This is a genomic window from Nocardioides sp. SYSU D00065 (genome assembly GCF_017916425.1).
GTDB lineage: Bacteria > Actinomycetota > Actinomycetes > Propionibacteriales > Nocardioidaceae > Nocardioides.
On the sequence record NZ_JAFMSX010000001.1, the window covers coordinates 1,349,071 to 1,369,200 of the forward strand.

Annotated in this window: 20 protein-coding genes and 4 tRNA genes; 11 read left to right on the forward strand and 13 right to left on the reverse strand. The window is 71.7% G+C overall.

The features are described from left to right. Nucleotides 1–23 precede the first annotated feature (23 nt). The 4 genes from pstA to J3P41_RS06425 all read right to left on the reverse strand — a co-directional run bounded on the left by pstA (nucleotide 24) and on the right by J3P41_RS06425 (nucleotide 4,332). A complete protein-coding gene (gene pstA, locus J3P41_RS06410; RefSeq protein ID WP_210649367.1) occupies nucleotides 24–1,076 on the reverse strand; it encodes a phosphate ABC transporter permease PstA in 1,053 nt (350 codons plus the stop codon). Next, nucleotides 1,073–2,050 (reverse strand): phosphate ABC transporter permease subunit PstC, encoded by a 978-nt coding sequence (gene pstC, locus J3P41_RS06415; RefSeq protein ID WP_210649368.1) that lies wholly within the window; start codon nucleotides 2,048–2,050, stop codon nucleotides 1,073–1,075. The genes pstA and pstC overlap by 4 nt, the downstream gene beginning before the upstream one ends. A gap of 79 nt (nucleotides 2,051–2,129) precedes the next feature. After that, entirely contained in the window at nucleotides 2,130–3,254 is a 1,125-nt protein-coding gene (gene pstS / locus J3P41_RS06420; RefSeq protein ID WP_210649370.1) for a phosphate ABC transporter substrate-binding protein PstS, read from the reverse strand. A 217-nt stretch (nucleotides 3,255–3,471) separates the two neighbouring features. After that, nucleotides 3,472–4,332 (reverse strand): NUDIX hydrolase, encoded by an 861-nt coding sequence (locus J3P41_RS06425; protein WP_210649371.1) that lies wholly within the window; start codon nucleotides 4,330–4,332, stop codon nucleotides 3,472–3,474. 46 nt (nucleotides 4,333–4,378) lie between these two features. Here J3P41_RS06425 and J3P41_RS06430 point away from each other — a divergent pair, with 46 nt between their 5' ends. After that, nucleotides 4,379–5,428 carry a hypothetical protein gene (locus tag J3P41_RS06430; protein ID WP_210649373.1) on the forward strand — a complete coding sequence of 350 codons (1,050 nt, stop codon included), beginning with the start codon at nucleotides 4,379–4,381 and terminating at the stop codon, nucleotides 5,426–5,428. Between the two features lie 26 nt (nucleotides 5,429–5,454). Here J3P41_RS06430 and J3P41_RS06435 read toward each other — a convergent pair whose 3' ends face one another. Next, nucleotides 5,455–5,616 (reverse strand): hypothetical protein, encoded by a 162-nt coding sequence (locus J3P41_RS06435; protein ID WP_210649375.1) that lies wholly within the window; start codon nucleotides 5,614–5,616, stop codon nucleotides 5,455–5,457. Between the two features lie 199 nt (nucleotides 5,617–5,815). Next, nucleotides 5,816–6,019, reverse strand: coding sequence for a cold-shock protein (locus tag J3P41_RS06440; protein ID WP_045548871.1), 204 nt, complete (start codon nucleotides 6,017–6,019; stop codon nucleotides 5,816–5,818). Nucleotides 6,020–6,301: 282 nt separating this feature from the next. On the opposite strand from J3P41_RS06440, the gene J3P41_RS06445 reads away from it, so the two are divergent. Beyond that, a complete protein-coding gene (locus J3P41_RS06445) occupies nucleotides 6,302–7,804 on the forward strand; it encodes a M81 family metallopeptidase (RefSeq protein WP_307861851.1) in 1,503 nt (500 codons plus the stop codon). 1 nt (nucleotide 7,805) lies between these two features. Here J3P41_RS06445 and J3P41_RS06450 read toward each other — a convergent pair whose 3' ends face one another. After that, a complete protein-coding gene (locus tag J3P41_RS06450) occupies nucleotides 7,806–8,603 on the reverse strand; it encodes a copper homeostasis protein CutC (RefSeq protein ID WP_210649376.1) in 798 nt (265 codons plus the stop codon). Nucleotides 8,604–8,873: 270 nt separating this feature from the next. Between J3P41_RS06450 and J3P41_RS06455 the strand changes: the two genes are divergently transcribed. Together J3P41_RS06455 and J3P41_RS06460 are read left to right on the forward strand one after the other, a co-directional pair. Beyond that, a tRNA-Lys gene (locus tag J3P41_RS06455) sits at nucleotides 8,874–8,949 on the forward strand. Nucleotides 8,950–9,062: 113 nt separating this feature from the next. Beyond that, entirely contained in the window at nucleotides 9,063–10,040 is a 978-nt protein-coding gene (locus tag J3P41_RS06460) for a S41 family peptidase (RefSeq protein ID WP_210649377.1), read from the forward strand. A 4-nt stretch (nucleotides 10,041–10,044) separates the two neighbouring features. Here the strand turns inward: J3P41_RS06460 and J3P41_RS06465 are convergent, their stop codons facing one another. Then, on the reverse strand, nucleotides 10,045–11,526 hold the full coding sequence (locus tag J3P41_RS06465) for an NAD(P)/FAD-dependent oxidoreductase (protein ID WP_210649378.1): 1,482 nt from the start codon (nucleotides 11,524–11,526) through the stop codon (nucleotides 10,045–10,047). 212 nt (nucleotides 11,527–11,738) lie between these two features. Here J3P41_RS06465 and J3P41_RS06470 point away from each other — a divergent pair, with 212 nt between their 5' ends. Genes J3P41_RS06470 through J3P41_RS06480 form a run of 3 tightly spaced genes read left to right on the forward strand, consistent with a single transcriptional unit; the run spans nucleotide 11,739 to nucleotide 13,401 of the window. After that, nucleotides 11,739–12,671 carry an ATP-binding protein gene (locus J3P41_RS06470; RefSeq protein WP_374192865.1) on the forward strand — a complete coding sequence of 311 codons (933 nt, stop codon included), beginning with the start codon at nucleotides 11,739–11,741 and terminating at the stop codon, nucleotides 12,669–12,671. After that, nucleotides 12,668–13,069 carry a CrcB family protein gene (locus tag J3P41_RS06475; RefSeq protein ID WP_210649381.1) on the forward strand — a complete coding sequence of 134 codons (402 nt, stop codon included), beginning with the start codon at nucleotides 12,668–12,670 and terminating at the stop codon, nucleotides 13,067–13,069. The genes J3P41_RS06470 and J3P41_RS06475 overlap by 4 nt, the downstream gene beginning before the upstream one ends. Next, a complete protein-coding gene (locus tag J3P41_RS06480) occupies nucleotides 13,066–13,401 on the forward strand; it encodes a CrcB family protein (protein WP_210649382.1) in 336 nt (111 codons plus the stop codon). The genes J3P41_RS06475 and J3P41_RS06480 overlap by 4 nt, the downstream gene beginning before the upstream one ends. A gap of 16 nt (nucleotides 13,402–13,417) precedes the next feature. Here the strand turns inward: J3P41_RS06480 and J3P41_RS06485 are convergent, their stop codons facing one another. From J3P41_RS06485 to J3P41_RS06495, 3 genes are all read right to left on the reverse strand, one after another. Then, entirely contained in the window at nucleotides 13,418–13,771 is a 354-nt protein-coding gene (locus J3P41_RS06485; RefSeq protein ID WP_210649383.1) for a metallopeptidase family protein, read from the reverse strand. 91 nt (nucleotides 13,772–13,862) lie between these two features. Beyond that, nucleotides 13,863–13,939, reverse strand: a tRNA-Asp gene (locus J3P41_RS06490). 78 nt (nucleotides 13,940–14,017) lie between these two features. After that, nucleotides 14,018–14,093: transfer RNA gene (locus J3P41_RS06495), tRNA-Glu, on the reverse strand. A gap of 162 nt (nucleotides 14,094–14,255) precedes the next feature. On the opposite strand from J3P41_RS06495, the gene J3P41_RS06500 reads away from it, so the two are divergent. From J3P41_RS06500 to J3P41_RS06515, 4 genes are all read left to right on the forward strand, one after another. After that, nucleotides 14,256–14,648, forward strand: a complete 393-nt coding sequence (locus tag J3P41_RS06500) for a response regulator (protein WP_210649384.1) — start codon at nucleotides 14,256–14,258, stop codon at nucleotides 14,646–14,648. Nucleotides 14,649–14,929: 281 nt separating this feature from the next. Beyond that, on the forward strand, nucleotides 14,930–16,033 hold the full coding sequence (locus J3P41_RS06505; protein ID WP_210649385.1) for a cytochrome P450: 1,104 nt from the start codon (nucleotides 14,930–14,932) through the stop codon (nucleotides 16,031–16,033). Continuing rightward, on the forward strand, nucleotides 16,030–17,364 hold the full coding sequence (locus tag J3P41_RS19205) for a HAMP domain-containing sensor histidine kinase (RefSeq protein WP_210649386.1): 1,335 nt from the start codon (nucleotides 16,030–16,032) through the stop codon (nucleotides 17,362–17,364). The genes J3P41_RS06505 and J3P41_RS19205 overlap by 4 nt, the downstream gene beginning before the upstream one ends. Before the next feature lie 52 nt (nucleotides 17,365–17,416). Then, nucleotides 17,417–17,490, forward strand: a tRNA-Phe gene (locus tag J3P41_RS06515). A 65-nt stretch (nucleotides 17,491–17,555) separates the two neighbouring features. On the opposite strand, the gene J3P41_RS06520 is transcribed toward J3P41_RS06515, so the two are convergent. Beyond that, a complete protein-coding gene (locus J3P41_RS06520) occupies nucleotides 17,556–18,389 on the reverse strand; it encodes a phosphate ABC transporter ATP-binding protein (RefSeq protein ID WP_210649387.1) in 834 nt (277 codons plus the stop codon). A 128-nt stretch (nucleotides 18,390–18,517) separates the two neighbouring features. Next, complete coding sequence (locus tag J3P41_RS06525; RefSeq protein WP_210649388.1) at nucleotides 18,518–20,107, reverse strand: Ig-like domain repeat protein; 1,590 nt, start codon at nucleotides 20,105–20,107, stop codon at nucleotides 18,518–18,520. Between the last annotated feature and the right edge of the window lie 23 nt (nucleotides 20,108–20,130).

The following is a 20,130-nucleotide window of genomic DNA, read 5'->3' on the forward strand; positions in this document are numbered from 1 at the left end:
TTCCTTCTGTTTCTCTGCCGCGCTCAGCGGCCGGTCTTGGGGGCGAAGATCTTGCCGATGAGGCGGGCGGCGAGGTTGAGCACCATCACGATGATGATGAGCACCAGTGCACCACCCCACGCGTAGGCGTAGCCCTTCTCGGTCGCGTTGGCGTACTGGGTGAAGATGTAGACCGGCAGCGTCATCATCCGGTCCTCGAACAGGTTCGTGTTGACCGAGTCGGTGAAGCCGGCCACCACCAGCAGCGGCGCCGTCTCGCCGATGACGCGCGAGATCGCCAGCACCACGCCGGTCACGATGCCACCCAGCGCCGTCGGCAGCACGACCTTGGCGATCGTGCGCCACTTCGGCACGCCGAGGGCGTACGACGCCTCGCGCAGGTCGTCGGGCACCAGGCGCAGCATCTCCTCGCTGGAGCGCACCACGGTCGGCACCATCAGCAGCGACAGCGCCACCGCGCCGCCGAAGCCCCAACGGATCGCCGGGTCGATCAGCAGCACGAACAGCGCCAGCGCGAAGAGGCCGGCCACGATGGACGGGATGCCGGTCATCACGTCGACGAGGAAGGTGATCACCTTGGCCAGGCGGTTCTTCTTGCCGTACTCGACGAGGTAGATCGCGGTGAAGATGCCGATCGGGACCGAGATCAGCGCGGCCATCACCGTCACCAGCAAGGTGCCGATGGCGGCGTGGTAGAGACCGCCCTGCTCGTCGCCGACCACCCCTCGCATGGAGTACGTCAGGAACTCGGGGCTCAGCGTCGCGAAGCCCTCCTTGACGACGAGCGCGATCAGCCACACCAGCGGCACCACGGCCACGGAGAAGGCCGTCCAGATGAGGGCGGTGACGAGGCGGTCGGTGGCGGCGCGGCGGTTCTTTTCCGCCAGCGACCAGCCGGGCAGCGCGACGACGAAGACCACGATGGCCAGCAGCACCGCCAGGACGACGCTCAGCCCGAGGATCCAGGCGAGCGCACCGAGGGCGACCGACAGGCCGGCCACGGCGAGGGGCGCCCAGCTCGGAAGGGTGCCGGCACGCAGGGTGCCGGCGTCGGTGGTGACGGTCGTGGTGCTCATCGAGCCATCCTCCGCTCACTGCGGCCGGCGACGTAGCGGGCCAGGAAGTTCACCGCGAAGGTGAAGGCGAACAGGATCAGGCCCGTGGCGATCAGCACGGCCTGCCGGTCGGGGCTGGCCTCCTTGTAGTTGGAGGCGATGTTGGACGCGATGGTGGCGGGGTTCTCGCTCGAGATGATGTTGAGCGTCACGATCGGGGATGCGGACAGCACCATCGCCACGGCCATCGTCTCACCGAGGGCACGCCCGAGGCCCAGCATCGTGGCCGAGACCATGCCGGAGCGGGCGTAGGGGAACACCGCCATCCGGATCATCTCCCAGCGCGTGGCGCCGAGCGCGAGCGCGGCCTCCTCGTGCAGGCGCGGGGTCTGCAGGAAGATCTCGCGGGAGATCGCGGTGATGATCGGCAGGATCATGATGGCGAGCACGACGCCGGCGGTCAGCAGCGTGCGCCCGGTCACCGAGGCGGGTCCGCCGAAGAACGGCAGGAAGCCGAGGGTGTCCTCGAGCCAGATCAGGAAGGGCTTCATCTGGTCGGCCAGGGCACGGCCGCCCCACAGCCCGAACACCACGCTCGGAATCGCCGCGAGCAGGTCGATGACGTAGCCGAGCGGACCGGCCAGCCGGCGCGGCGCGTAGTGGGAGATGAACAGCGCGATGCCGATCGCGAACGGCACCGCCAGCACGAGCGCGATGATCGCGGCGTACGTCGTACCGAACACGAGCGGACCGACGTAGGACCAGAAGTCGGTCTTCGGGCGGTAGAACCGCTCGTCGACGCTGAGGCCCGGGTAGCCCTCGATGAAGAGGAAGACGAACACCCCGGCGAGCGCCACCATGATGGTGATGCCGGCGGTGAAGGAGAGGCCGGAGAAGATCCGGTCGCCGAGGGCGTGCTTGCGCGCCTTCTCGGGCACCTCGGTGTCGAGGGGGGAGCCGGAGTCGTTCGTCTCAGGCTCGGTGATCGTGCTCATGACTGCTTCCCGTCGGTCGGACGTGCCTCGCGGCGGTCCGGGATGGAGCCGGACCGCCGCGAGGGTTGGGGCTTGATGATCAGCCGGCCGAGATGTTCTCGAGCAGGCTGGTCGCCTCCTCGGACAGCGCCGGGTCGAGCGGGGCGGAGCCGGCCTCGTCCGCGGCGGCCTGCTGGCCCTCCTCGCTCACGACGTAGGTGAGGTACTCCTTGACGAGCTCGGCCTCGGCCTCGTCGGCGTAGGTCTCGCACGCGATCATGTAGGAGACGAGCAGGACGGGGTAGGCGCCCGACTCGGTCGTGGTGCGGTCCAGCTCGACGGCCATGTCGGTCTCGGGAGCGCCCTCGACCGCCGGGGAGTTGGCGACCACCATGGCAGCACCCTCGGCGGAGGGAGCGGTGAACTCCTCGCCGACGCCCACGTTGACGACACCGAGGTCGCCGGCGGCGCTGAAGTCGGCGTAGCCGATGGTGCCCTCGCCGCCGCTGACGGCGCCGACCAGGCCCGAGGTGCCGTCAGCGGCCTCGCCGCCGAGCGACTCCGGCCACAGGCCGTCGGGCTCCTCGGTCCACGCGCCCTCGCCGGCCTCGGCCAGGTACGCGGTGAAGTTCTCGGTGGTGCCGGAGTCGTCCTGACGGTGCACCGGGGTGATCGCGGTGTCGGGCAGGTCCGCGTCGGGGTTGGTCTCGGCGATCGCCGGGTCGTTCCACGTGGTGATGCTGCCGTTGAAGATGTTGGCGATGGTCTCCGGCGACAGGTTGAGCTCGTCGACACCGGGGAGGTTGTAGACGACCGCGATCGGCGAGACGTAGGCCGGCACCTGGATGACGTTGCCGTCGGCGCAGCGGGCCTGGGCGTCGCTGAGCTCGCCCTCGTCGTCGTCGAGCGCGGAGTCGGTGCCGGCGAAGGCGAAGGCCTCGGAGATGAAGTTGGCGCGACCGTCACCGGAGCCGATGGGGTCGTAGTTGATCGTCACGTCGGGGTTCTCGTCCTGGAACCCGGCGCGCCACGCAGCCTGGGCCTTCTCCTGCGACGAGGCGCCGCCACCGGCGAGCGTGCCGGACAGGCCGCTCGACGACTCGCCGCCCTCGCTCGAGCCGCTGCCCGAGTCCTCGTTGCCGGCGCCGCAGGCGGTGAGGGAGACCGAGAGGGCGAGGACGGCGACGCTGGGGGCGAGAGCCTTGCGGAAAGAAGTGCGATTCACTTCGAGTGCTCCTGATGAGTCTGATGATTGCTGACACCAGCGAAGGTAGGTAGGTCAGGAGAACGCGTGCGGCGGCGTCGGTGAACGAGCGGTGAACGCGGTCAGGCGGGTTGGCGACACCCATTGGGGCCTGAGACGACGATCACATGAATTTGCCTCGCGACCCTTGACGAGCGACCGGATCGCGTGCCAATGGCCGTGTGCGGCACACCCCTGGTCACGCCGGCTGATGGACCTCGGTCGACACCACGCGGCCCTTGCGGTGGTGGGCGACGAGCAACCCGCCCGGCTCGAGCTTGACGAAGGGGACCCGCAGGGCGTCGAGGACGGTGGGCAGCACCGGTCGGTGCGTGCACAGCACCGCGCCCTCGTCGGCGTCCAGCAGGGCGTCCACGAGACCCCCGACGGCCTCGGCGGTCGCGTCCTCCTCGCTGAGCTCGTCGTGGTGCTTGACGGGCCAGCCGGTCGTCTCGGCATAGGGCTGCACCGTCTGCACGCAGCGCGTGCTGGACGAGGTGTGCACCGCGGTGGCGTCGAACGCGGCCAGCATGGGCACGAGACGCTGCGCCTGGCTCTCGCCGAGTGGGGCCAGAGGGCGCCGACGGTCGTCCTCGTGCCACGCGTTGCGCGGGCGGGCCTTGGCGTGCCGGAGCACGACGAGCGCCCGCGTGCGGCGCCGCAGGGGCCGGGCCTCGGCGAGGGTGTCGCGGTCGTAGTCGTAGGTGAGCCGGGCCACCGCTTCCTCCCAGTCCACCCACTCGACCGCGTCGATCTCGGCGTTGGGCCGGTAACGACGTACGTCGTCGCTGCCGATGACGCGCGCGGTCCAGTAGTCGACGCGCTTGGGTCGGCCATTGCTCATCCGGTAGTGCTGCGGCGCCAGGCCCGGGCCGAGCCGGACGTCGAGACCGGTCTCCTCCGACACCTCCCTGACCGCGGCCGTGACCGCGTGCTCGCCGGGGTCGAGCTTGCCCTTGGGGAAGGACCAGTCGTCGTACTTGGGTCGGTGCACGAGCAGCACCTCACCGCCTCTGCGCGTCACCACGGCACCGGCAGCGCGCACCTCGCGGAGCTCCATGGAAGTAGTGTCACACCCGTCCCCGATCCGCGAGGAGCCCCGTCCGATGTCGCGTCGTGCCGCCGTCGCCGTGGCCGCTGCGCTCGGCCTGGCGATCGCTGGCCTGGCCGCGTGGCGGGCCGCCCGGGCCGACGGCCCGCTCGCCACGGCACTGTCGCTCGCCCCGGCGGACACCAGCCGGGCGTCGTGGACGGACTGGGCGGGCGTACGCCGCGAGCTCGGCGCCGAGGTCGGCCCGGAGTCCGCCGCGGACGAGGTGGACGCGTTCGTCGACAGCGCCTTCGAGCGCGACCTGTCGTCGATGTCGGCGCTCGGCACGTCTGCCGGCGTGATGCACGAGGAGCTGGGCTTCTCCCCCGCGACGATCACCTGGGAGCTGCTGTCCCAGTCGGACGAGGGGGCCGTGGACATCATGGGGACCACGGACGCCCTCGACCTCGACGACGTCGCCCGCCGCCTCGCCGAGCACGGCTGGACCGAGCCGGACGAGGCCGACGGCGTCTGGGTCGGCGGGTCGGAGGTGCTCGTCGGCGTGGGCCCCGGCCTCACCCCCGAGCTGCAGCACGTCGCCGTGCTCGCCGACCAGGACCTGATCCTGGCCTCCGACCAGGCGCCGTACCTCGAGCAGGTCCTGGAGGTGGTACGCGGCGCCTCGGACGGCGCCGACGCTCTCGCCGACCTCGCCGCGGACCTCGGGGAGCCCCTGGCCGCTGCTGTCTACGACGGCCCCTACGCCTGCGAGCAGCTCGCGATGTCGCAGGCGGACGCCGACGCGCAGGCTGAGGCCGACCAGCTCGTGGCCGCTGCGGGCGGCGTGCACCCGCTGACCGGCTTCGCGATGGGGCTGCTGGCGCGAGGCGACCTCCGCGCGGTCATGCAGGTGGAGGACGCCGACGACGCCCCGGGCGACGCGGACGCGCGGGCGCAGCTGGCCTCGGGCCCGGCGCCCGGACAGGGCGGTGCCTTCGGCGACCGGTTCTCCCTCGAGGAGGCCGGTGCCGAGGGGCGCGAGATCATCCTCGACCTGCGCCCGTCAGGAGGCGGCTACGTGTTGTCGGACCTGACGAGCGGACCGGTGATCTTCGCGACCTGCTGACCGCCAGGGAGCGGGGGAGGCACCGCTCAGTCGACGGGTCGGCGCGGGGTCACCCCGAGCAGCCGGTCGATCTCGGCCTGCGACAGGTGGTCCTCGGACTCGCTCGCGGCGATGATGAGGGTGGTGGTGAGCTCGACCTCGCCGAGGAGGTCGCCGTCCTCGAGGGTCACGTCGAACTGGTCGTGCACGTCACCCTCCTTCTCTCGCCACGGGACGTATCCAATTGTCCGATCTTATCGTCTTGACCAAGCCTGACGGCGCGCCATCAGGCGCGAAATGGCCCGAACGTGTCATCAGTCTGCCCCGAAATGCACTCCGGCCCCACCCCCATGTTGGGGATGGGGCCGGAGCCTCGATCAGATCTGGAACAGGTCCAGCGTCAGCCGATCAGAGCGGACGGACGTTCTCCGCCTGGGGGCCCTTGGGGCCCTGGGTGACGTCGAACTCGACCTTCTGGTTCTCGTCCAGCGACTTGTAGCCGTTGGTCTGGATGGCCGAGTAGTGCACGAAGACGTCGTCGCCGCCGTCCTCCTGCGCAATGAAGCCGAAACCCTTCTCGGCGTTGAACCACTTCACGGTGCCTTGAGCCATGTGCTCGGTACTCCTGTTATCGAAACGAGAAGCCATCACTTCGACGGCTCCGCATCAAGTGCGGTGACACGTCGCTCCGACTCACAAGCTGGAAGGCCCGAAGATGAAACGCCGTTGGATCACAAACTCCGCGGGCGTCAACCTGCTGGAACTTGCACCTGTTGCACCACGAACCCTACCAACAAATCGCCCCACAGCACCGTCCGCGGACCACTTGTTCATGAACACTCGGCCAACGGGCCCGCCGAGCCCCCTGTCCCGAGCGGCTGTCACCATCGGCCGGTGACCTCACCGACCCGTCCGCGCGTTGCCGTCTGCGGCATCAGCCTGGAGGCATCCACCTTCTCCCCGGCCCTCACCACCGCGGCCATGCTCGCGCCGCGACGCGGGCGCGAGGTGCTCGATGCCTGGCCGTTCTGGCAGGAGGGAGGCTCGCTGCACGGGCGCGCGGACTGGGTCGGCATCCTGCAGGCCCGCAGCATCGCCGGCGGTGCGATCCCGGCCGAGGACTACGCGCTGCTCAAGGCCGAGATCCTCGCCGGCCTCCTCGCGACCGTGGCTGAGGCGCCGCTGGACGGGCTGGTGCTCGACATCCACGGCGCGGCCAGCGTGGTGGGGCTCGAGGACATGGAGGGCGACCTGGCCGAGGCGGTGCGCGCCGTCGTCGGTCCCGACTGCCTGATCAGCAGCGGGATGGACCTGCACGGCAACGTCTCGCGCACGCTCGCTGCGACGGTCGACCTGCTGACGACGTACCGCACGGCGCCGCACGTGGACTGGCTGGAGACCAAGGAGCGGGCCGCCCGCAACCTCCTCGACCGGCTCGCGCTCCCGCCGGGCAGGCGCCGGCCGGCGAAGGCGTGGGTGCCGGTGCCGATCCTGCTGCCCGGCGAGATGACCAGCACCCGCCAGGAGCCGGCGGCCGGCCTCTACGCCCGAGTGCCGGAGATCGAGGCGCTCGACGGGATCCTCGACGCCGGCATCTGGATCGGCTACCCGTGGGCGGACGAGCCGCGCAACTGCGCGGTCGTGATGGTCATCGGCGACGACGCGGACCTCGCGATGGCCGAGGCCACCCGACTGGCCGACGAGCTGTGGTCGCGGCGCGAGGAGTTCGGCTTCGTCGCACCGACCGGGTCGTTCGAGGAGGTCCTCGCCGCCGCGATCGCGTCACCGGCCGTGCCGTACGTCATCTCCGACTCGGGCGACAACCCGACCGCCGGCGGCGCGGGCGACGTCACCTGGACCCTCGCCGAGCTCCTCGGCAGCGAGGACCTGGCGCACAGCGGCAAGCGGGCGATCTACGCCTCCATCCCCGACGCCCTGGGCGCCCTCGCCGCCGCCGAGGCCGGCGTCGGCGCCGACGTACGGCTCACGCTGGGCGCCCGGGTCGACGACCGGCCGGCACCGCCGGTGGAGGTCGCGGGCCGGGTGGTCGCGGTGGTCCCCACCGAGGACAACCTCGAGGTGGTGGTACGCACGCCGGCGGTCGACGTGATCGTGACGCGCCGCCGTCGCCCGTACCACCTGGAGTCGGACTTCACCCGGCTCGGCCTGGACCCGCGGCGCGCCGACATCGTGGTGGTGAAGATCGGCTACCTCGAGCCCGAGCTCTTCGACCTCGCCGCCGACTGGATGCTCGCGCTCACCCCGGGCGGGGTCGACCAGGACCTCGCCCGCCTGGGGCACCGCCGGATCCAGCGGCCCATGTTCCCGCTCGACGACGTGTCCGGGGTCGACCCGCTGGCCGGCGCCGTGCTGTTTCCGGGCGACACGTCGAGCTGAGTCAGCGGCCCAGGGCCGCCATCACCTGCGCCACGACGTCCGCGCTGGTGATGCTGCGACTGCCCTGGTCGTAGCCCGCCGAGACTCCCCTGGACACCACGGACCCGGGAGCCCGCAGGTGCACCTCGCGCGCCCCCGTCTCCTCGACGACCTGCACCACGTTGCCCGGCCGGACGCCGCCGCCGACCGCGATCCGTACGTCGTCGCCGCCGCGCCGCACGAGCTCGGCGAGGACGGGCAGGTGGTCGACCGCCGGTCCGGCACCGCCGGAGGTGAGCACGCGGGTCACGCCGAGACCCCCCAGCAGCTCGAGCGCCGCGACCTTGTCGGGCACGGAGTCGAAGGCCTTGTGGAAGCTGACCGGCGCACCGCCGCAGGCGGACACGAGCCGGCGTACGGCGTCGACGTCGACGTTGCCGTCGGGGCGCAGCGTCCCGACGACGAAGCCGAGCCGCACCGGACCGGGCAGGGCGGCCCGGACGGCCTCGATGTCGGCCGCCATCACGTCCACCTCCTCCTCGGAGTGGACGAAGTCGCCCGGCCGGACCCGGACCAGCACCCGGATGTCGAGCCCGGGCGCGTGGGACGCGCAGTGCCGGACGAAGCCGAGGGTGGGCGTCGTGCCGCCGTCGGCGAGGCCGGCGCAGACCTCCAGCGCGTTGGCACCACCCTCGGCGGCCACCCGCGCTCCTCCGACGTCCTCGAGGCAGATCTCGACGAAGGTTCCGGACAGGGTCCCGGAAAGGGCGGCGGCGGGCTGGGGTTCCGGCCGGAGGCCGTCAGGTGGGGTCGCGCTCATCGCCCCACCGTATGCGGGACACCTCGCGTCGAGGGCGCACGGCCGGTGGCGCGGCGGCGGTGATGCCGGACCGCCGGACGTCGGGCGCGGGGCGTGGCGGTCGACCGGGGGCGATTGCGCGACGGGGAGCAGCGCCCCCGGACACGAGTGGTGCGCTGAGCTCGGGGCCGGCCGCCGCGTTGCCCGGGCGGTCGCGACCGTCCCGCCTCTGACAAACTAGCGCTGCGCGCGTCGGCCGTCCGCGTCGAACGGATGCCGGCGTTCCGTCCCGGGCCTCTAGCTCAATGGGTAGAGCAGCGGACTTTTAATCCGTTGGTTCAGGGTTCGAGCCCCTGGAGGCCTACCAGTCACCGGCGGTCGTCACCGTCGATCCAGCAGGATCCGCCCTGGACTCGCCCACGTCGGGCACGGACCCGAAAGCCATGGACGGCAGCGCACCCTGCTGGCTAGCGTCCCCCCATGGACCGGCGGCTCCTCGACCGACTCGGGTCCGAGCTGCGCGAGCGATACGTCGTCCCGAACGCCGGCGCCCGGGCGGCGGACGCCGTGGATCGCGCCGCCACGGCGGGCGCCTGGGCCGGCCTGTCGGAGGGCGGCCTCGCCGGCGCCGTGACGGAGCTCCTGCAGCAGGAGACCGGGGACCGGCACCTACAGCTCCGCTTCAGCGCCGACCGCAGGGACCCGTCCGTCGGTGACGAGTGGGCAGACCCGGACTTCCTGTCCGCCTACTGGGCCGAGCAGGACCACCACAACCAGGGAATCCACAGGGCCGAGCGGCTGCCCGGCAACGTCGGGCTCGTGGTGATCGAGTCGCTGGACGAGCCGGAGGGCACCGGACCGGTCGTCGACGCGGCCCTGTCCTTCCTGGGTCGCTGCGCCGCGCTGGTCCTCGACGTCAGGGTGAGCAACGGCGGGGCGCCCACCGGTGTGGCGCACCTCGTCAGCCACTTCGTGGAGCCGCCGACCCGCAAGATCCTCGACGTGCTGGACCGTGACGGTGCCGTCGTGCTGCAGACGTGGACGCAGACGCACCTGGGTGCGCCGCGCTTCACCACGCAGCCGGTCTACGTGCTCACCAGCAGCCGCACCCCTTCGGGAACCGAGGAGCTGGCCTACGACCTGCAGGCGATGGGCCGTGCCGTCGTGGTCGGGGAGACGACGGTGGGCGCTGCCCACCCGGTCGAGTCGGTCGTGGTGGACCCGCACTTCGTGCTGCGGCTGCCCACCCAGCGCGTGGTGGTCGCGGACACCGGGACCAGCTGGGAGGGCACCGGCGTCGTCCCCGACGTGCCGTGCGAGGCTGCCGTAGCGCTCGCTGTCGCCCACCGCCTCGCAGCCGAGCGGCTGCTGGCCTCCGGCACGACGGTGCCGCAGGACGTACGCCGCGAGCTGGAGAAGGTGGCGCGGGGCGAGCTCACCCGAGCCGCGCCGGCGTGAGCCGTCAGGCGCCGCCCACGCGGTCCGCAGGCACCCCGCGTGCGCCGGAGTCGGTAAGCTCGGCCTCGCGAGCGGCCGACGCCTCCAGCTCCTGGCGCCGGGTCTCCTCCATCATCGCCCGGGTGGCGTCGTAGATGCCGGGGTCGGAGACCAGGTCGGCAGCGCCTCGTCGCAGGCGGGCGAGCGCCGCGCGGGCGAAGATCTGCTGCTCGGTCGTCGTGCGCTCGGACCGGTCGTTGCTGATGAACGTGACGGCCCAGCGCATCAGCGCCGAGACGCGGTTCTTGAAGCCGGTCAGGTAGACCAGGTGCACGGCCAGCCACATCAGCCAGGCGATGACCCCGGTCAGCCGGAGCTTGCCGACCATCGCGACCGCCCGGAAGCGGCTGATGATGGCCATCGAGCCCTTGTCGAAGTACTTGAACGGGCCCTGGGGCTGCTTGCCCTCGATCCGGTTCTTGATCTCCTTGGCGGCGTACTTGGCGCCCTGGATCGCGACCTGCGCCACGCCGGGGAGGTTGTCGAGGGCGATCATGTCGCCGACGACGAAGACCTCGGGGTGCCCGGGCAGCGTCAGGTCGGGGTTGACCGAGATGCGGCCGGCCCGGTCGAGGGGCGCGCCGGTCTGCTCCGAGAGGGTCTTGCCCAGCGGGTTGGCCTGCACACCGGCGGCCCAGATCTTCGCGACCGAGTCGATGCGCTCGACGCGGCCGTCCTTGTACTTGACCTCGAGGCCGCGCTCGTCGACGTCGGTCACCATCGCGCCGAGCAGCACCTCGACGCCGAGCTTCTCCAGCTCGGCCTTGGTCTTGGCGCCCAGCTTGGCGCCGAAGGGCGGGAGCACCTGGCCGGCGGCGTCGATCAGCACGACGCGGGCGTTGCGAGTGTTGATCGCGCGGAAGTCGCGACGCAGCGTCCGGTGGGCCAGCTCGGCGATCTGGCCGGCCATCTCCACGCCGGTCGGACCCGCGCCGACCACGACGAAGGTCAGGAGGTGGTCGATGTTGTCGCCGCGGTTGGCGCCCAGCTCGGCCATCTCGAAGGCCCCGAAGATGCGCCCGCGCAGCTCGAGGGCGTCGTCGATGCTCTTCATGCCGGGCGCGAACTCGGCGAAGTGGTCGTTGCCGAAGTAGGACTGACCGGAGCCGGCGGCGACCAGCAGCGAGTCGTACGGCGTCACCGTGTCGCGGCCGAGGACCTGCGAGGTGACCGTCTTGGCGGTCAGGTCGATGGCGGTGACCTCACCCAGCAGCACCCGAGCGTTGTCCTGACCGGCGAGCACCTCGCGCGTGGGCGGAGCGATCTCGCCCTCGGACAGGATGCCCGTCGCCACCTGGTAGAGCAGCGGCTGGAACAGGTGGTGGGTGGTCTTGCCGATCACCGTCACGTCGACGTCGGCGCGCCGCAGCGCCTTGGTGCCGAACAGCCCACCGAAGCCGGAGCCGATCACGACCACCTTGTGACGGGCTGTGGGGGTCGAGGTCATCGAAGCTCCTAGTGTCGTAGGTGCGATCTCATCGGACCGATGTCTTCATTGTCCTCCCGGCCGGACCGGGAATGCGAAACGCCGGGCGCGTCTGGTTGCTCACACCCACTACCCCGCGCCCGGAGAAACTATGGTGCTCGTCGAGGTTTGAACTATCCGGTGGGGGGTATCCATGCCCCACTGGACTGCCCACTCTGTCGAAATGAGTCCCAGTGCCGCTGAGCTCCGAGCTGACCCTCGCGTCGTCGCCGCGTGCTGCGGCTGACGCGCGTCGGTGGGTGAGCGAGATCTGCCGGCGCCTCGAGCGCGACGACCTGGTCGAGTGCGCTGAGCTCGGAGTCTCCGAGCTGGTCGCCAACGCGATCATCCACGCCCGGGCTCCCTACAAGGTGCGGGTCCGCGGCACGGCGAGCCATCCCCGCATCGAGGTCGTCGACGGCTCCACGAGCCCGCCGGTTCCTCCGTCCCCGGTCGACGTCGACGATCTCGACATGCTGCTGACCTTCGGCCGCGGCCTGTCGATGGTGGCCCAGTGCGCCGCCGCCTGGGGCGCCAGCATCGAGTCCGACGGCAAGATCGTCTGGTTCGAGCCCGCGCCGCAGATGAGCGAGGACGGCTCGGTCGAGTGGGTCGTCGACCAGCACGACCAGACCCGCCCGGAGCCGACCAGCGAGTCCGCGGTCCAGGTCCACCTGATGGGCCTCGACGTGCCGCTCTACCTCTCCCTGGGCCGCCAGTACAACGAGCTGCGCCGCGAGCTGCGCCTGCTCTCCCTCTCGCACCAGTCCGACTACCCCCTGGCCGGCGACCTCACCTCGATGTTCGCCAACTTCGAGCGCCAGTTCCCCGAGACGTACCGCCGGCAGATCCGCGACGCCGAGAGGCGCGGCCTGCAGCGGGTCGACGTGGTCTTCCCGATGGTGCGCGAGGCCGGACCCATCTTCGTGACGATGACGGAGATGTTCGACGTGGCCGACGCCTTCTGCCGAGCCGAGCGACTGCTCTCGATGGCGCGTACGGCCTCGCAGCGCGCCTTCCACAACTGGCTGCTCGGCGAGCTGGTCCACCAGCTCGACGGCGCGCCGGCCCAGCCGTGGGCCGGACACCCGCCCTCCAGCACCGCCTCGGCCAGCCGCGCCGGGTGAGCACCCGCCCGGTGGGTGGCGGCGACCTGCTGCTCGTCGCCGTCGGCGGAGCAGCGGGAGCGCTGCTGCGGTACGCCGTCGACACCGCCGCGCCCGACGTGCTGCTCCCCTGGCCCACGATCGCCATCAACGTGGTCGGGGCACTGGCGCTGGGCCTGCTGCCCGCCCTCGCCGCCGTACGCCGCTCGACCGGCCTCGCAACAGCCCTCGGACCTGGCCTGCTGGGCGGCTTCACCACGGTGTCGGCGTGGGCCGGGCAGGTCCGCGAGCTGGCCGCCGCGGGGCAGGTCGCGCTGGCCGGACTCCACCTCGGCCTGACCCTGGCCGCCGGGCTGGGCGCGGCGGCTGCGGGTCGGCGGCTCCCGCACCGACCTGCGCCCGAGGAGGCGGCGCGGTGACCGCGCTGCTGGTGGCGCTGGGCGCGGCCGTCGGCGCTCCGCTGCGCCTGGTGCTGTCGGGTGCGCTCGACCAGCGCTTCCCGACGGGCACGCTGGTGGTCAACACGACCGGCTCGGGCCTGTTCGGCCTGTTCGCCGCCCTGTCGCTGGGCGACGCCGCCTGGGCTCTGCTTGGCACCGGTCTCTGCGGCGGCTTCACGTCGTTCTCGTCGTTCGCCCTGCAGGCGGTGGAGCGGCCGGTGCGGGAAGCCGCCGCGTACGTCGCCGCGACCTCGGTGCTGGCGGTGGGAGCCTGCGCTTTCGGATGGGTGCTCGGGGTCCGAGCGGGCTAGCTCGCCTCGACGGGCGTCAGCCCCAGCCGAGGTCGTGCAGCCTGGCGTCGTCGAGGCCGAAGTGGTGGGCGACCTCGTGCACGACGGTGATGCGCACCTCCTCCTCCAGGTCCTCGACGGTGTCGGCCATGTCGAGCAGCGGCCCGCGGAACAGCAGGATGCGGTCGGGGAGCATGCCGGCGTGGTTCGCCGGGCGCTCGGTCAGGGCGAGCCCGTCGTAGAGCCCGAGCAGGTCGGGGTCGTCGGCCGGCGCCTCGGGTTCGACCAGCACGACCACGTTGTCGACCAGGCGGGCCAGGTCGTCGGGCAGGCCGTCGAGGGCCCGCTCGACCATCGCGTCGAAGGCGGCGGGATCCAGGTCGATCGGCATGTCGACAGCCTAGGGACCGCACGAAGGGGCGGGGTGGTGCCGAAATGCCGAACAGGGTGAGCCTGGTGGCTCACCCTGTTCGGTCATGCGTTGGCGACCCCGACGGGACTCGAACCCGCGGCCTCCGCCGTGACAGGGCGGCGCGCTAACCAACTGCGCTACGGGGCCAGTGCTTCTGGTGAAGCGGGTGAAACCCTAACCCATGGTCTTCGGAGACCACCAATCGGCGGCGACCACGACCGGGCCTGGCACCCCCAACCGGATTCGAACCGGCGCTACCGCCGTGAAAGGGCGGGGTCCTGGGCCGCTAGACGATGGGGGCCCGCCTGCTCGGGACGGGCCCGCACAGGCGTCGACCAGCATAGGGCCAGGGCGTCGCGCCGGGTGAACCCGCGTCCGGAGCCGGCGTCGCGCCACGCCCGGAGGGGCGGTCAGTTGGGCAACACTGCGGCAACTGTCGCCCGTCGCTACTAACCTTTGTCCCATGAACACGGACGGACGGGAGCTGCGGTTCCTCGTCGTCGACGACAACGAGGACATCCGGGACGTGTTCTGCCGCCTCGTCGAGCGGGCCGGACACGTCGCGTCCACCGCCGGCGACGGGGTCGAGGCCACCGACCTGCTGCAACGCGAGTCGTTCGACGTGATGCTCCTCGACCTCACCATGCCGCGCATGAACGGCGTCGACGTCGTGCGCTGGCTGAGGGCTCACCCCGACGTCGCTCCCGACATGCGGATCGTCGTCATCAGCGCGTGGGCCGGCGAGCACCGAGCCGTCCTGCAGGAGCTCGGAATCGAAACCGTCATGCAGAAGCCACTGCGCATTCAGCAATTGACTGATCTGATTAGCGAGACACTCCGCGACATGGAGTCCTGACCCCCTGGATGCTCCACGGGGGCCGGGCTGCTGGCGCGGTCCGGAGTCGGCGACCCGACCCTGAGAAGCACGACGGGAAGCGGAGTCCGGGCGGTGTCGTGTGCGCCTGCCTGGCGTGCATCACCTCAACCCCCTGGAGGACACATCATGATGAACCGCATCCGCACCCGCATCGAGGCCAAGCGCGCCAGCAACCAGCTGCAGGCGGTCTACGTCTGGCGTCCGGCCCCCGGCCGTCGCTGACCGGTCGGTGCCTCACGACTCGTGAGACACGAGCAGTGATGCGCGTGGGCAGCGCCGAGTCGGCCGGCGGCCGGCTCGGCGCTGTCCTCGCCGCCCCGCGGTCCGGCGTGGTGTCGCTGGGGCGCTCCGGACCCTGGCTGGCCACCACCCCGGCGAGCGCCAAGCAGGTCCTGACCGACCCCGCGCACTTCGACTTCCCCGGCGACGTGAGTCGCAGCGGCGACCTGTCCGCGAGCCGGGGCGACACCCGCTCGGGCCACCTCGTGTTCGACGCCCTGTCCCCCGACCAGGTGGCCGGTGGCGTGGAGGTCTTCGAGCGCGAGTGGGCCGCTGCCCTGGCCGCGCACGAGCGCACGACTCCTCACGCGCCCTATGACGCCATGACGCTGCTGCGGGTCCCGGTGGCCCGGTCCACGACCGCCGCGGTGCTCGGGTCGGCCGACTCGGCGCAGCGCGACCGCGTCGCCGGCCAGGTGCTCGCCTGGATCGACGCCCTGGCTCCGGTGATCGCCGCCCGGCGACCACCGGCTGGCTGGACCCGGACCCGGCGCGCGGAGCGCCGCGCCCGGCGCGCCCTGGAGGAGACCCTCGCGCAGGTCCCGGGGGTCGACCCCGCTCCGGTCGCGACGCTCCTCGCCGCCGGCATCCAGGTGCCGATCGCCGCCGGCGCCTGGCTCCTCGCGTGGCTCGCCGACCACGCGACGGGCGATGTCGATCCCCTGCACGCCGTGTGGGAGACGCTGCGCCTGACTCCGCCCACCTGGGTCACGGCGCGGATCACCACGGCGGACGTCGACCTCGCCGACGAGCGGATCCCGTCGGGATCGGTGGTGATGGTCAGCCCGCTGCTGCTCGGTCGTCTGGAGTCCCTGGTCCCCGGCGACCCCGCCGGACTGGGCGACTTCGACCCCGATCGCTGGCGCGACGGAGCCCGCCGCCCGGGTGCGTGGCTGCCTTTCGGCGCCGGGCCGCACGCCTGCCCAGGCCGTACGCTGGGCCTGGCGCAGCTCCTCTGCGTCGCCCGGTGGGCGGTCACCCGCGAGCTCGAGTTGAGCGAACCTGTGACCATTGACCAGAGTCGCGGCATCACCCCGGCGCCGTGCCGGTTCCGTGTGGCCCCGAGGAGGGAGGCTCCTCAGTGATCGAGCACGCCTCCCTGCAGTACCTGAACGCCGACGCGCCGGTGAGCCGGGAGGCCTCCGACATCGCGCGCGCGATCCTCCAGGGCGACATCAGCATCGACGAGGCCATCACCCGCACGGCACTGCACCTGCTCGCGGGCGCCCGCGTCGAGGTGGTCGTGTCGGTGCTCACCCGGCTCGCCCCGGAGGACCCGGCCGGCTGGACCCGGCTGGGGGAACGCGCGTGGATCCGGGAGTGGGTCCGGCCGGGGTCCGGGCACTCGATCGCGCCGCCACCGGGCGCCGGACCGGAGGCGGCGCTCAGCATGCCGTGGTTGTCCGGGATCGCTCGCGACCGGGGCATCGTCGCCATCACCGACCGCGAGCTCCTGCCGTCCGAGGCGGCCCAGGACCAGTCCGAGCTCGGGCGGGTCGGGATCCGCAGCCTCGTGGCCTCGGTGTGCATGTCCGAGGGCGTCATGTTCGGCAGCATGTCGGCAGCCAGCCTCGACGCAGGCACGTGGTCCGACGAGCTGATGCGCGACTTCGATCTGCTCAGCGCGGCGGTCGCCTCTCGGCTCACCCTCGAGCAGTCACGCCGCGCCCTTGCCGAGGCGATCGAGACCGGGACGCAGGCCCAGCTGGCCTACCAGCAGCTCTACGGGTCGGTCGGCCACGAGCTGCGGACCCCGCTCGCGGCGATCCTGGGCTACACCGAGGTGCTGCTGGACGACGCCGAGCACGGCACCGCCGAGCAGGTGGCGCAGGGCATGCTGCGGGACGGGCCGGTGATCCTGCGGGCCTGCGAGCAGCTGGTCGCGATCGTCGACACCCTGTTGGGTGCCGGTCGCACGCTGTCCGGCGATGACGAGCGCCAGGCCGTGGCGGTCGCCGACGCGGTCGCGGACGTCGTGCACTGGCACCGCGCCCCCGCCCGGATCGCGGGCGTGGAGATCCTGGTCGACATCGACGCGTCGACTGCAGTGTGGGCGCACCCGTCCGGGGTGCGCCAGGTGCTCACCAACCTCCTCGGCAACGCCATCGCCCACCACCGCCCCGGCGGCGGGACGGTGCTGCTCTCCGCCGAGCGGCTGCTGGGCGAGAGCGGCCGGCCGATGGTGCGGGTCGTCGTGCGCGACGACGGGCCCGGTCTGGAGCCCGGTCAGCTGGAGCGGGCCTTCGAGCCCTTCGTCCGCTTCGCGGGCCCGGCGACCAAGGGCACCGGCCTGGGGCTGTCGATCTCGCGCACCATCGCCGAGCGCGACGGCGGGGCGGTGCGCGGCGAGTCGACGCCGGGGTCGGGTTCGTCGTTCTGGCTCGAGCTCCCGGCCTTCGACCCGATCCGCGCCTGACCTGAGCCGATTCCCGCAGGGTGGTGCGGCTGATGTATCCTCGGTCCCGCTTGGGCAGGTAGCTCAGTTGGTACGAGCGATCGCCTGAAAAGTGATAGGTCGGCGGTTCGACCCCGCCCCTGCCCACAAGCACAGAAGGGCCCCGATCACGTCCCGATCGGGGCCCTTCTGCGACTGGTGTTCGACGCCGATCAGCCGAACCGCCCGTTCACGTAGTCGGAGGTCCGGGAGTCCCGGGGACTGGTGAACATCGCGTCGGTGTCGCCGTGCTCGACGATCACGCCCGGCGTGCCCTGCGAGGCGAGGAAGAAGGCGCACGTGTCGGAGACGCGCGCCGCCTGCTGCATGTTGTGGGTGACGATGACGATCGTGACCTGCTGGGCGAGGTCCTTCATGGTCTCCTCGATCACGCGGGTCGAGGTGGGATCGAGCGCGGAGCACGGCTCGTCCATCAGGAGCACGCGCGGCTTGATCGCCAACGACCGGGCGATGCACAGGCGCTGCTGCTGACCGCCCGAGAGACCGCCACCGGGGCTGTCGAGCCGGTCCTTGACCTCCTTCCAGAGGCCACCGCGGACCAGGCACTCCTCGACGAGCTCCTCCTTCGCGGACTTGTTCATCTTGGTGCCGGTCAGCCGCAGGCCGGCGATGACGTTCTCGCGGATCGACATCGCGGGGAAGGGGTTCGGCTTCTGGAAGACCATGCCGATCGCGCGCCGTGCGTCGGTGAGCTTGCGCTGCGGGTCGTAGATGTCCTCCCCGTCCAGCAGCACCTCGCCGGCGAGCGCGGCGGACGGCACGAGCTCGTGCATTCGGTTGAGGATCCGCAGGAAGGTGGACTTCCCGCAGCCCGACGGGCCGATGAGGGCGGTGATGCCGGAGGCCGGCATCGTCAGCGAGACCCGGTCGAGCACCTGGTGGTTGCCGAACCACGCGGTGATGTCGCGTGCCTCGAGGGTCGCGGGCCCGGCGCCACCCACGTCGTACGACGGCGGGGCGGGCGCGGGGAGCGTGGACTGGGTCATGGCGGGTCTCTTCGGATCGGGGACGGATCGGGATCGGGTCGCGGGCGGGATGGGTCGGGGGGCGGTGCGACCAGGTGGGGGCGGGCGGCCGTCAGCGAGCCGCCCGCCCCCGGTTCAGGAGAGGTCGGTCACTTCACCGTGATCACGAACGCGAGCTTCGAGGCTGCGAACGCCGAGCTGCCGGCGTACTGCGCGACGAGCTTGTTCTTGCCCTTCTTCAGCTTGGTGAGCTTCACGCTGGCGACGCCGTTCTTGACGGTGCCCTTGCCGACGGTCTTCTTGCCGAGCTTGACCACGACCTTGCCGGTGGCCTTGCCCGCCGCCGACTCCTTGACCTTGATCTTGCCCTTGATCGCCGCGCCCTTGGCGTAGCTCTTCTTGAAGGTCTCGGACAGCTTGGTCTTCGCCTTCGCCGCCGGAGCCGGCGCGGCGGCGCGGACGGTCACGTCGACCTCGGTCGACGTCGAGCCGTTGAAGGCCGCGCCGGTGGGGGTGAAGGTGGCCTTGACCTTGTGCACGCCCGGGGTGAGGCCGGTGGCGGTGTAGGTGGCGCGCCCACCGGTGACCACGGCGTTGCCCTTGGCCGCGCCGTCGACGGAGAAGGACACGACGCCCTGCGGCTTGAGGGTGCCGCCGCCGCCGACGGTGGCGGTGAGGGTGGCCGCACCGGCGGCGTTCGAGACGCCGGAGACGCTCGTGGTGGTGTTCACCTTGGCGGTGAGCAGGTCGCTGGCGGCCGTGGCCGTGGTGGTCGCCACGCCGCACTTGCCGCCCTGGGAGGCGGAGAGCAGCTGCTCGAAGCCGGCGTCGAGGATCAGCGAGGTCGCGGCGGGCGAGCACGCGAAGCCGTTGGGGCCGAAGAGGCCCTGCGCCCACGGGCTGGCGGCGTCGGCCTGGCGCACCACGTTGTAGAGCGCACGGCCGACCTGCCAGCCCTGCTCGATGCGCAGGGTGCCGAGCAGTCCGGCACGGCCCACCGAGAACGGGGCGATCGCGTTGGGGTCGGACTTGATCGGCGCGTCGTCGTGCTCCTGCACGAAGGTGACGCTGGGGCCGTAGGTGACCGGCGAGCCCTTGATCTTGTCGAGCTCCTTCTTGAAGAAGTCACCCGTGCCCGAGCTGGTCTGCGGGGCCAGCGGCTTGATGGCGCCGTTGCTGCCGCCCACCTGGCTCCAGTTGGTGACGCTGCCCTCGAAGATCGCGACGATCTGCTCGGGGGTGAGGCTGGCCGGGGCGTTCGACGTCTGCGCCGTGGCCACGGCGAGGGTGTCCTTGGCGAACGGGAACGCCTGCAGCCCGGCTGCGGTCTCGTTGGCGTTGTTGCCGGAGGAGGAGCGGGCGAAGCTCACGTCGGTGTTGTTGCCCGCGCCGTAGAGCAGCGCCTTGCCGCCCCCGGAGCCGTTCGGCCGCACGATCGGGGCCGACCCGGCGCGCAGCGTGACGTTGGCGGAGTTCGTCTGGGCACCCGACGCGTCGAACGTGCGGGCGTCGAAGGACACCAGGCGCTGCGCGGCACCACCGGCGTTGTAGCCCGGGACACCGGCGTGGCCGTCGGCCAGGTACGTCAGCGCGTGCATCGTGGTGTCGGAGCCGACACCGACGATGTCGTCGGCGTCGGGGACGACGGTCGGGTCGGCCTGGGCGGGAGCGGCCACGGCGAGCGCCGTCGCCAGGACGGACGTGGTGGCCACGCCCGCGAGGAGCCTGCGAACAGACATGAGGTTCTCTTTCTCTGGGTGTT

What these genes read in the sequence shown, in the direction of transcription:
- pstA (WP_210649367.1), bottom strand. Translation starts at nt 1,076, where the DNA reads ATGAGCACCACGACCGTCACCACCGACGCCGGCACCCTGCGTGCCGGC.
- J3P41_RS06465 (WP_210649378.1), bottom strand. Translation starts at nt 11,526, where the DNA reads ATGACCTCGACCCCCACAGCCCGTCACAAGGTGGTCGTGATCGGCTCC.
- J3P41_RS06430 (WP_210649373.1), top strand. Translation starts at nt 4,379, where the DNA reads ATGTCGCGTCGTGCCGCCGTCGCCGTGGCCGCTGCGCTCGGCCTGGCG.
- J3P41_RS06500 (WP_210649384.1), top strand. Translation starts at nt 14,256, where the DNA reads ATGAACACGGACGGACGGGAGCTGCGGTTCCTCGTCGTCGACGACAAC.
- J3P41_RS06485 (WP_210649383.1), bottom strand. Translation starts at nt 13,771, where the DNA reads ATGCCGATCGACCTGGATCCCGCCGCCTTCGACGCGATGGTCGAGCGG.
- J3P41_RS06440 (WP_045548871.1), bottom strand. Translation starts at nt 6,019, where the DNA reads ATGGCTCAAGGCACCGTGAAGTGGTTCAACGCCGAGAAGGGTTTCGGC.
- J3P41_RS06520 (WP_210649387.1), bottom strand. Translation starts at nt 18,389, where the DNA reads ATGACCCAGTCCACGCTCCCCGCGCCCGCCCCGCCGTCGTACGACGTG.
- J3P41_RS06505 (WP_210649385.1), top strand. Translation starts at nt 14,930, where the DNA reads ATGCGCGTGGGCAGCGCCGAGTCGGCCGGCGGCCGGCTCGGCGCTGTC.
- J3P41_RS06450 (WP_210649376.1), bottom strand. Translation starts at nt 8,603, where the DNA reads ATGAGCGCGACCCCACCTGACGGCCTCCGGCCGGAACCCCAGCCCGCC.
- J3P41_RS06460 (WP_210649377.1), top strand. Translation starts at nt 9,063, where the DNA reads ATGGACCGGCGGCTCCTCGACCGACTCGGGTCCGAGCTGCGCGAGCGA.
- J3P41_RS06525 (WP_210649388.1), bottom strand. Translation starts at nt 20,107, where the DNA reads ATGTCTGTTCGCAGGCTCCTCGCGGGCGTGGCCACCACGTCCGTCCTG.
- J3P41_RS06425 (WP_210649371.1), bottom strand. Translation starts at nt 4,332, where the DNA reads ATGGAGCTCCGCGAGGTGCGCGCTGCCGGTGCCGTGGTGACGCGCAGA.
- pstC (WP_210649368.1), bottom strand. Translation starts at nt 2,050, where the DNA reads ATGAGCACGATCACCGAGCCTGAGACGAACGACTCCGGCTCCCCCCTC.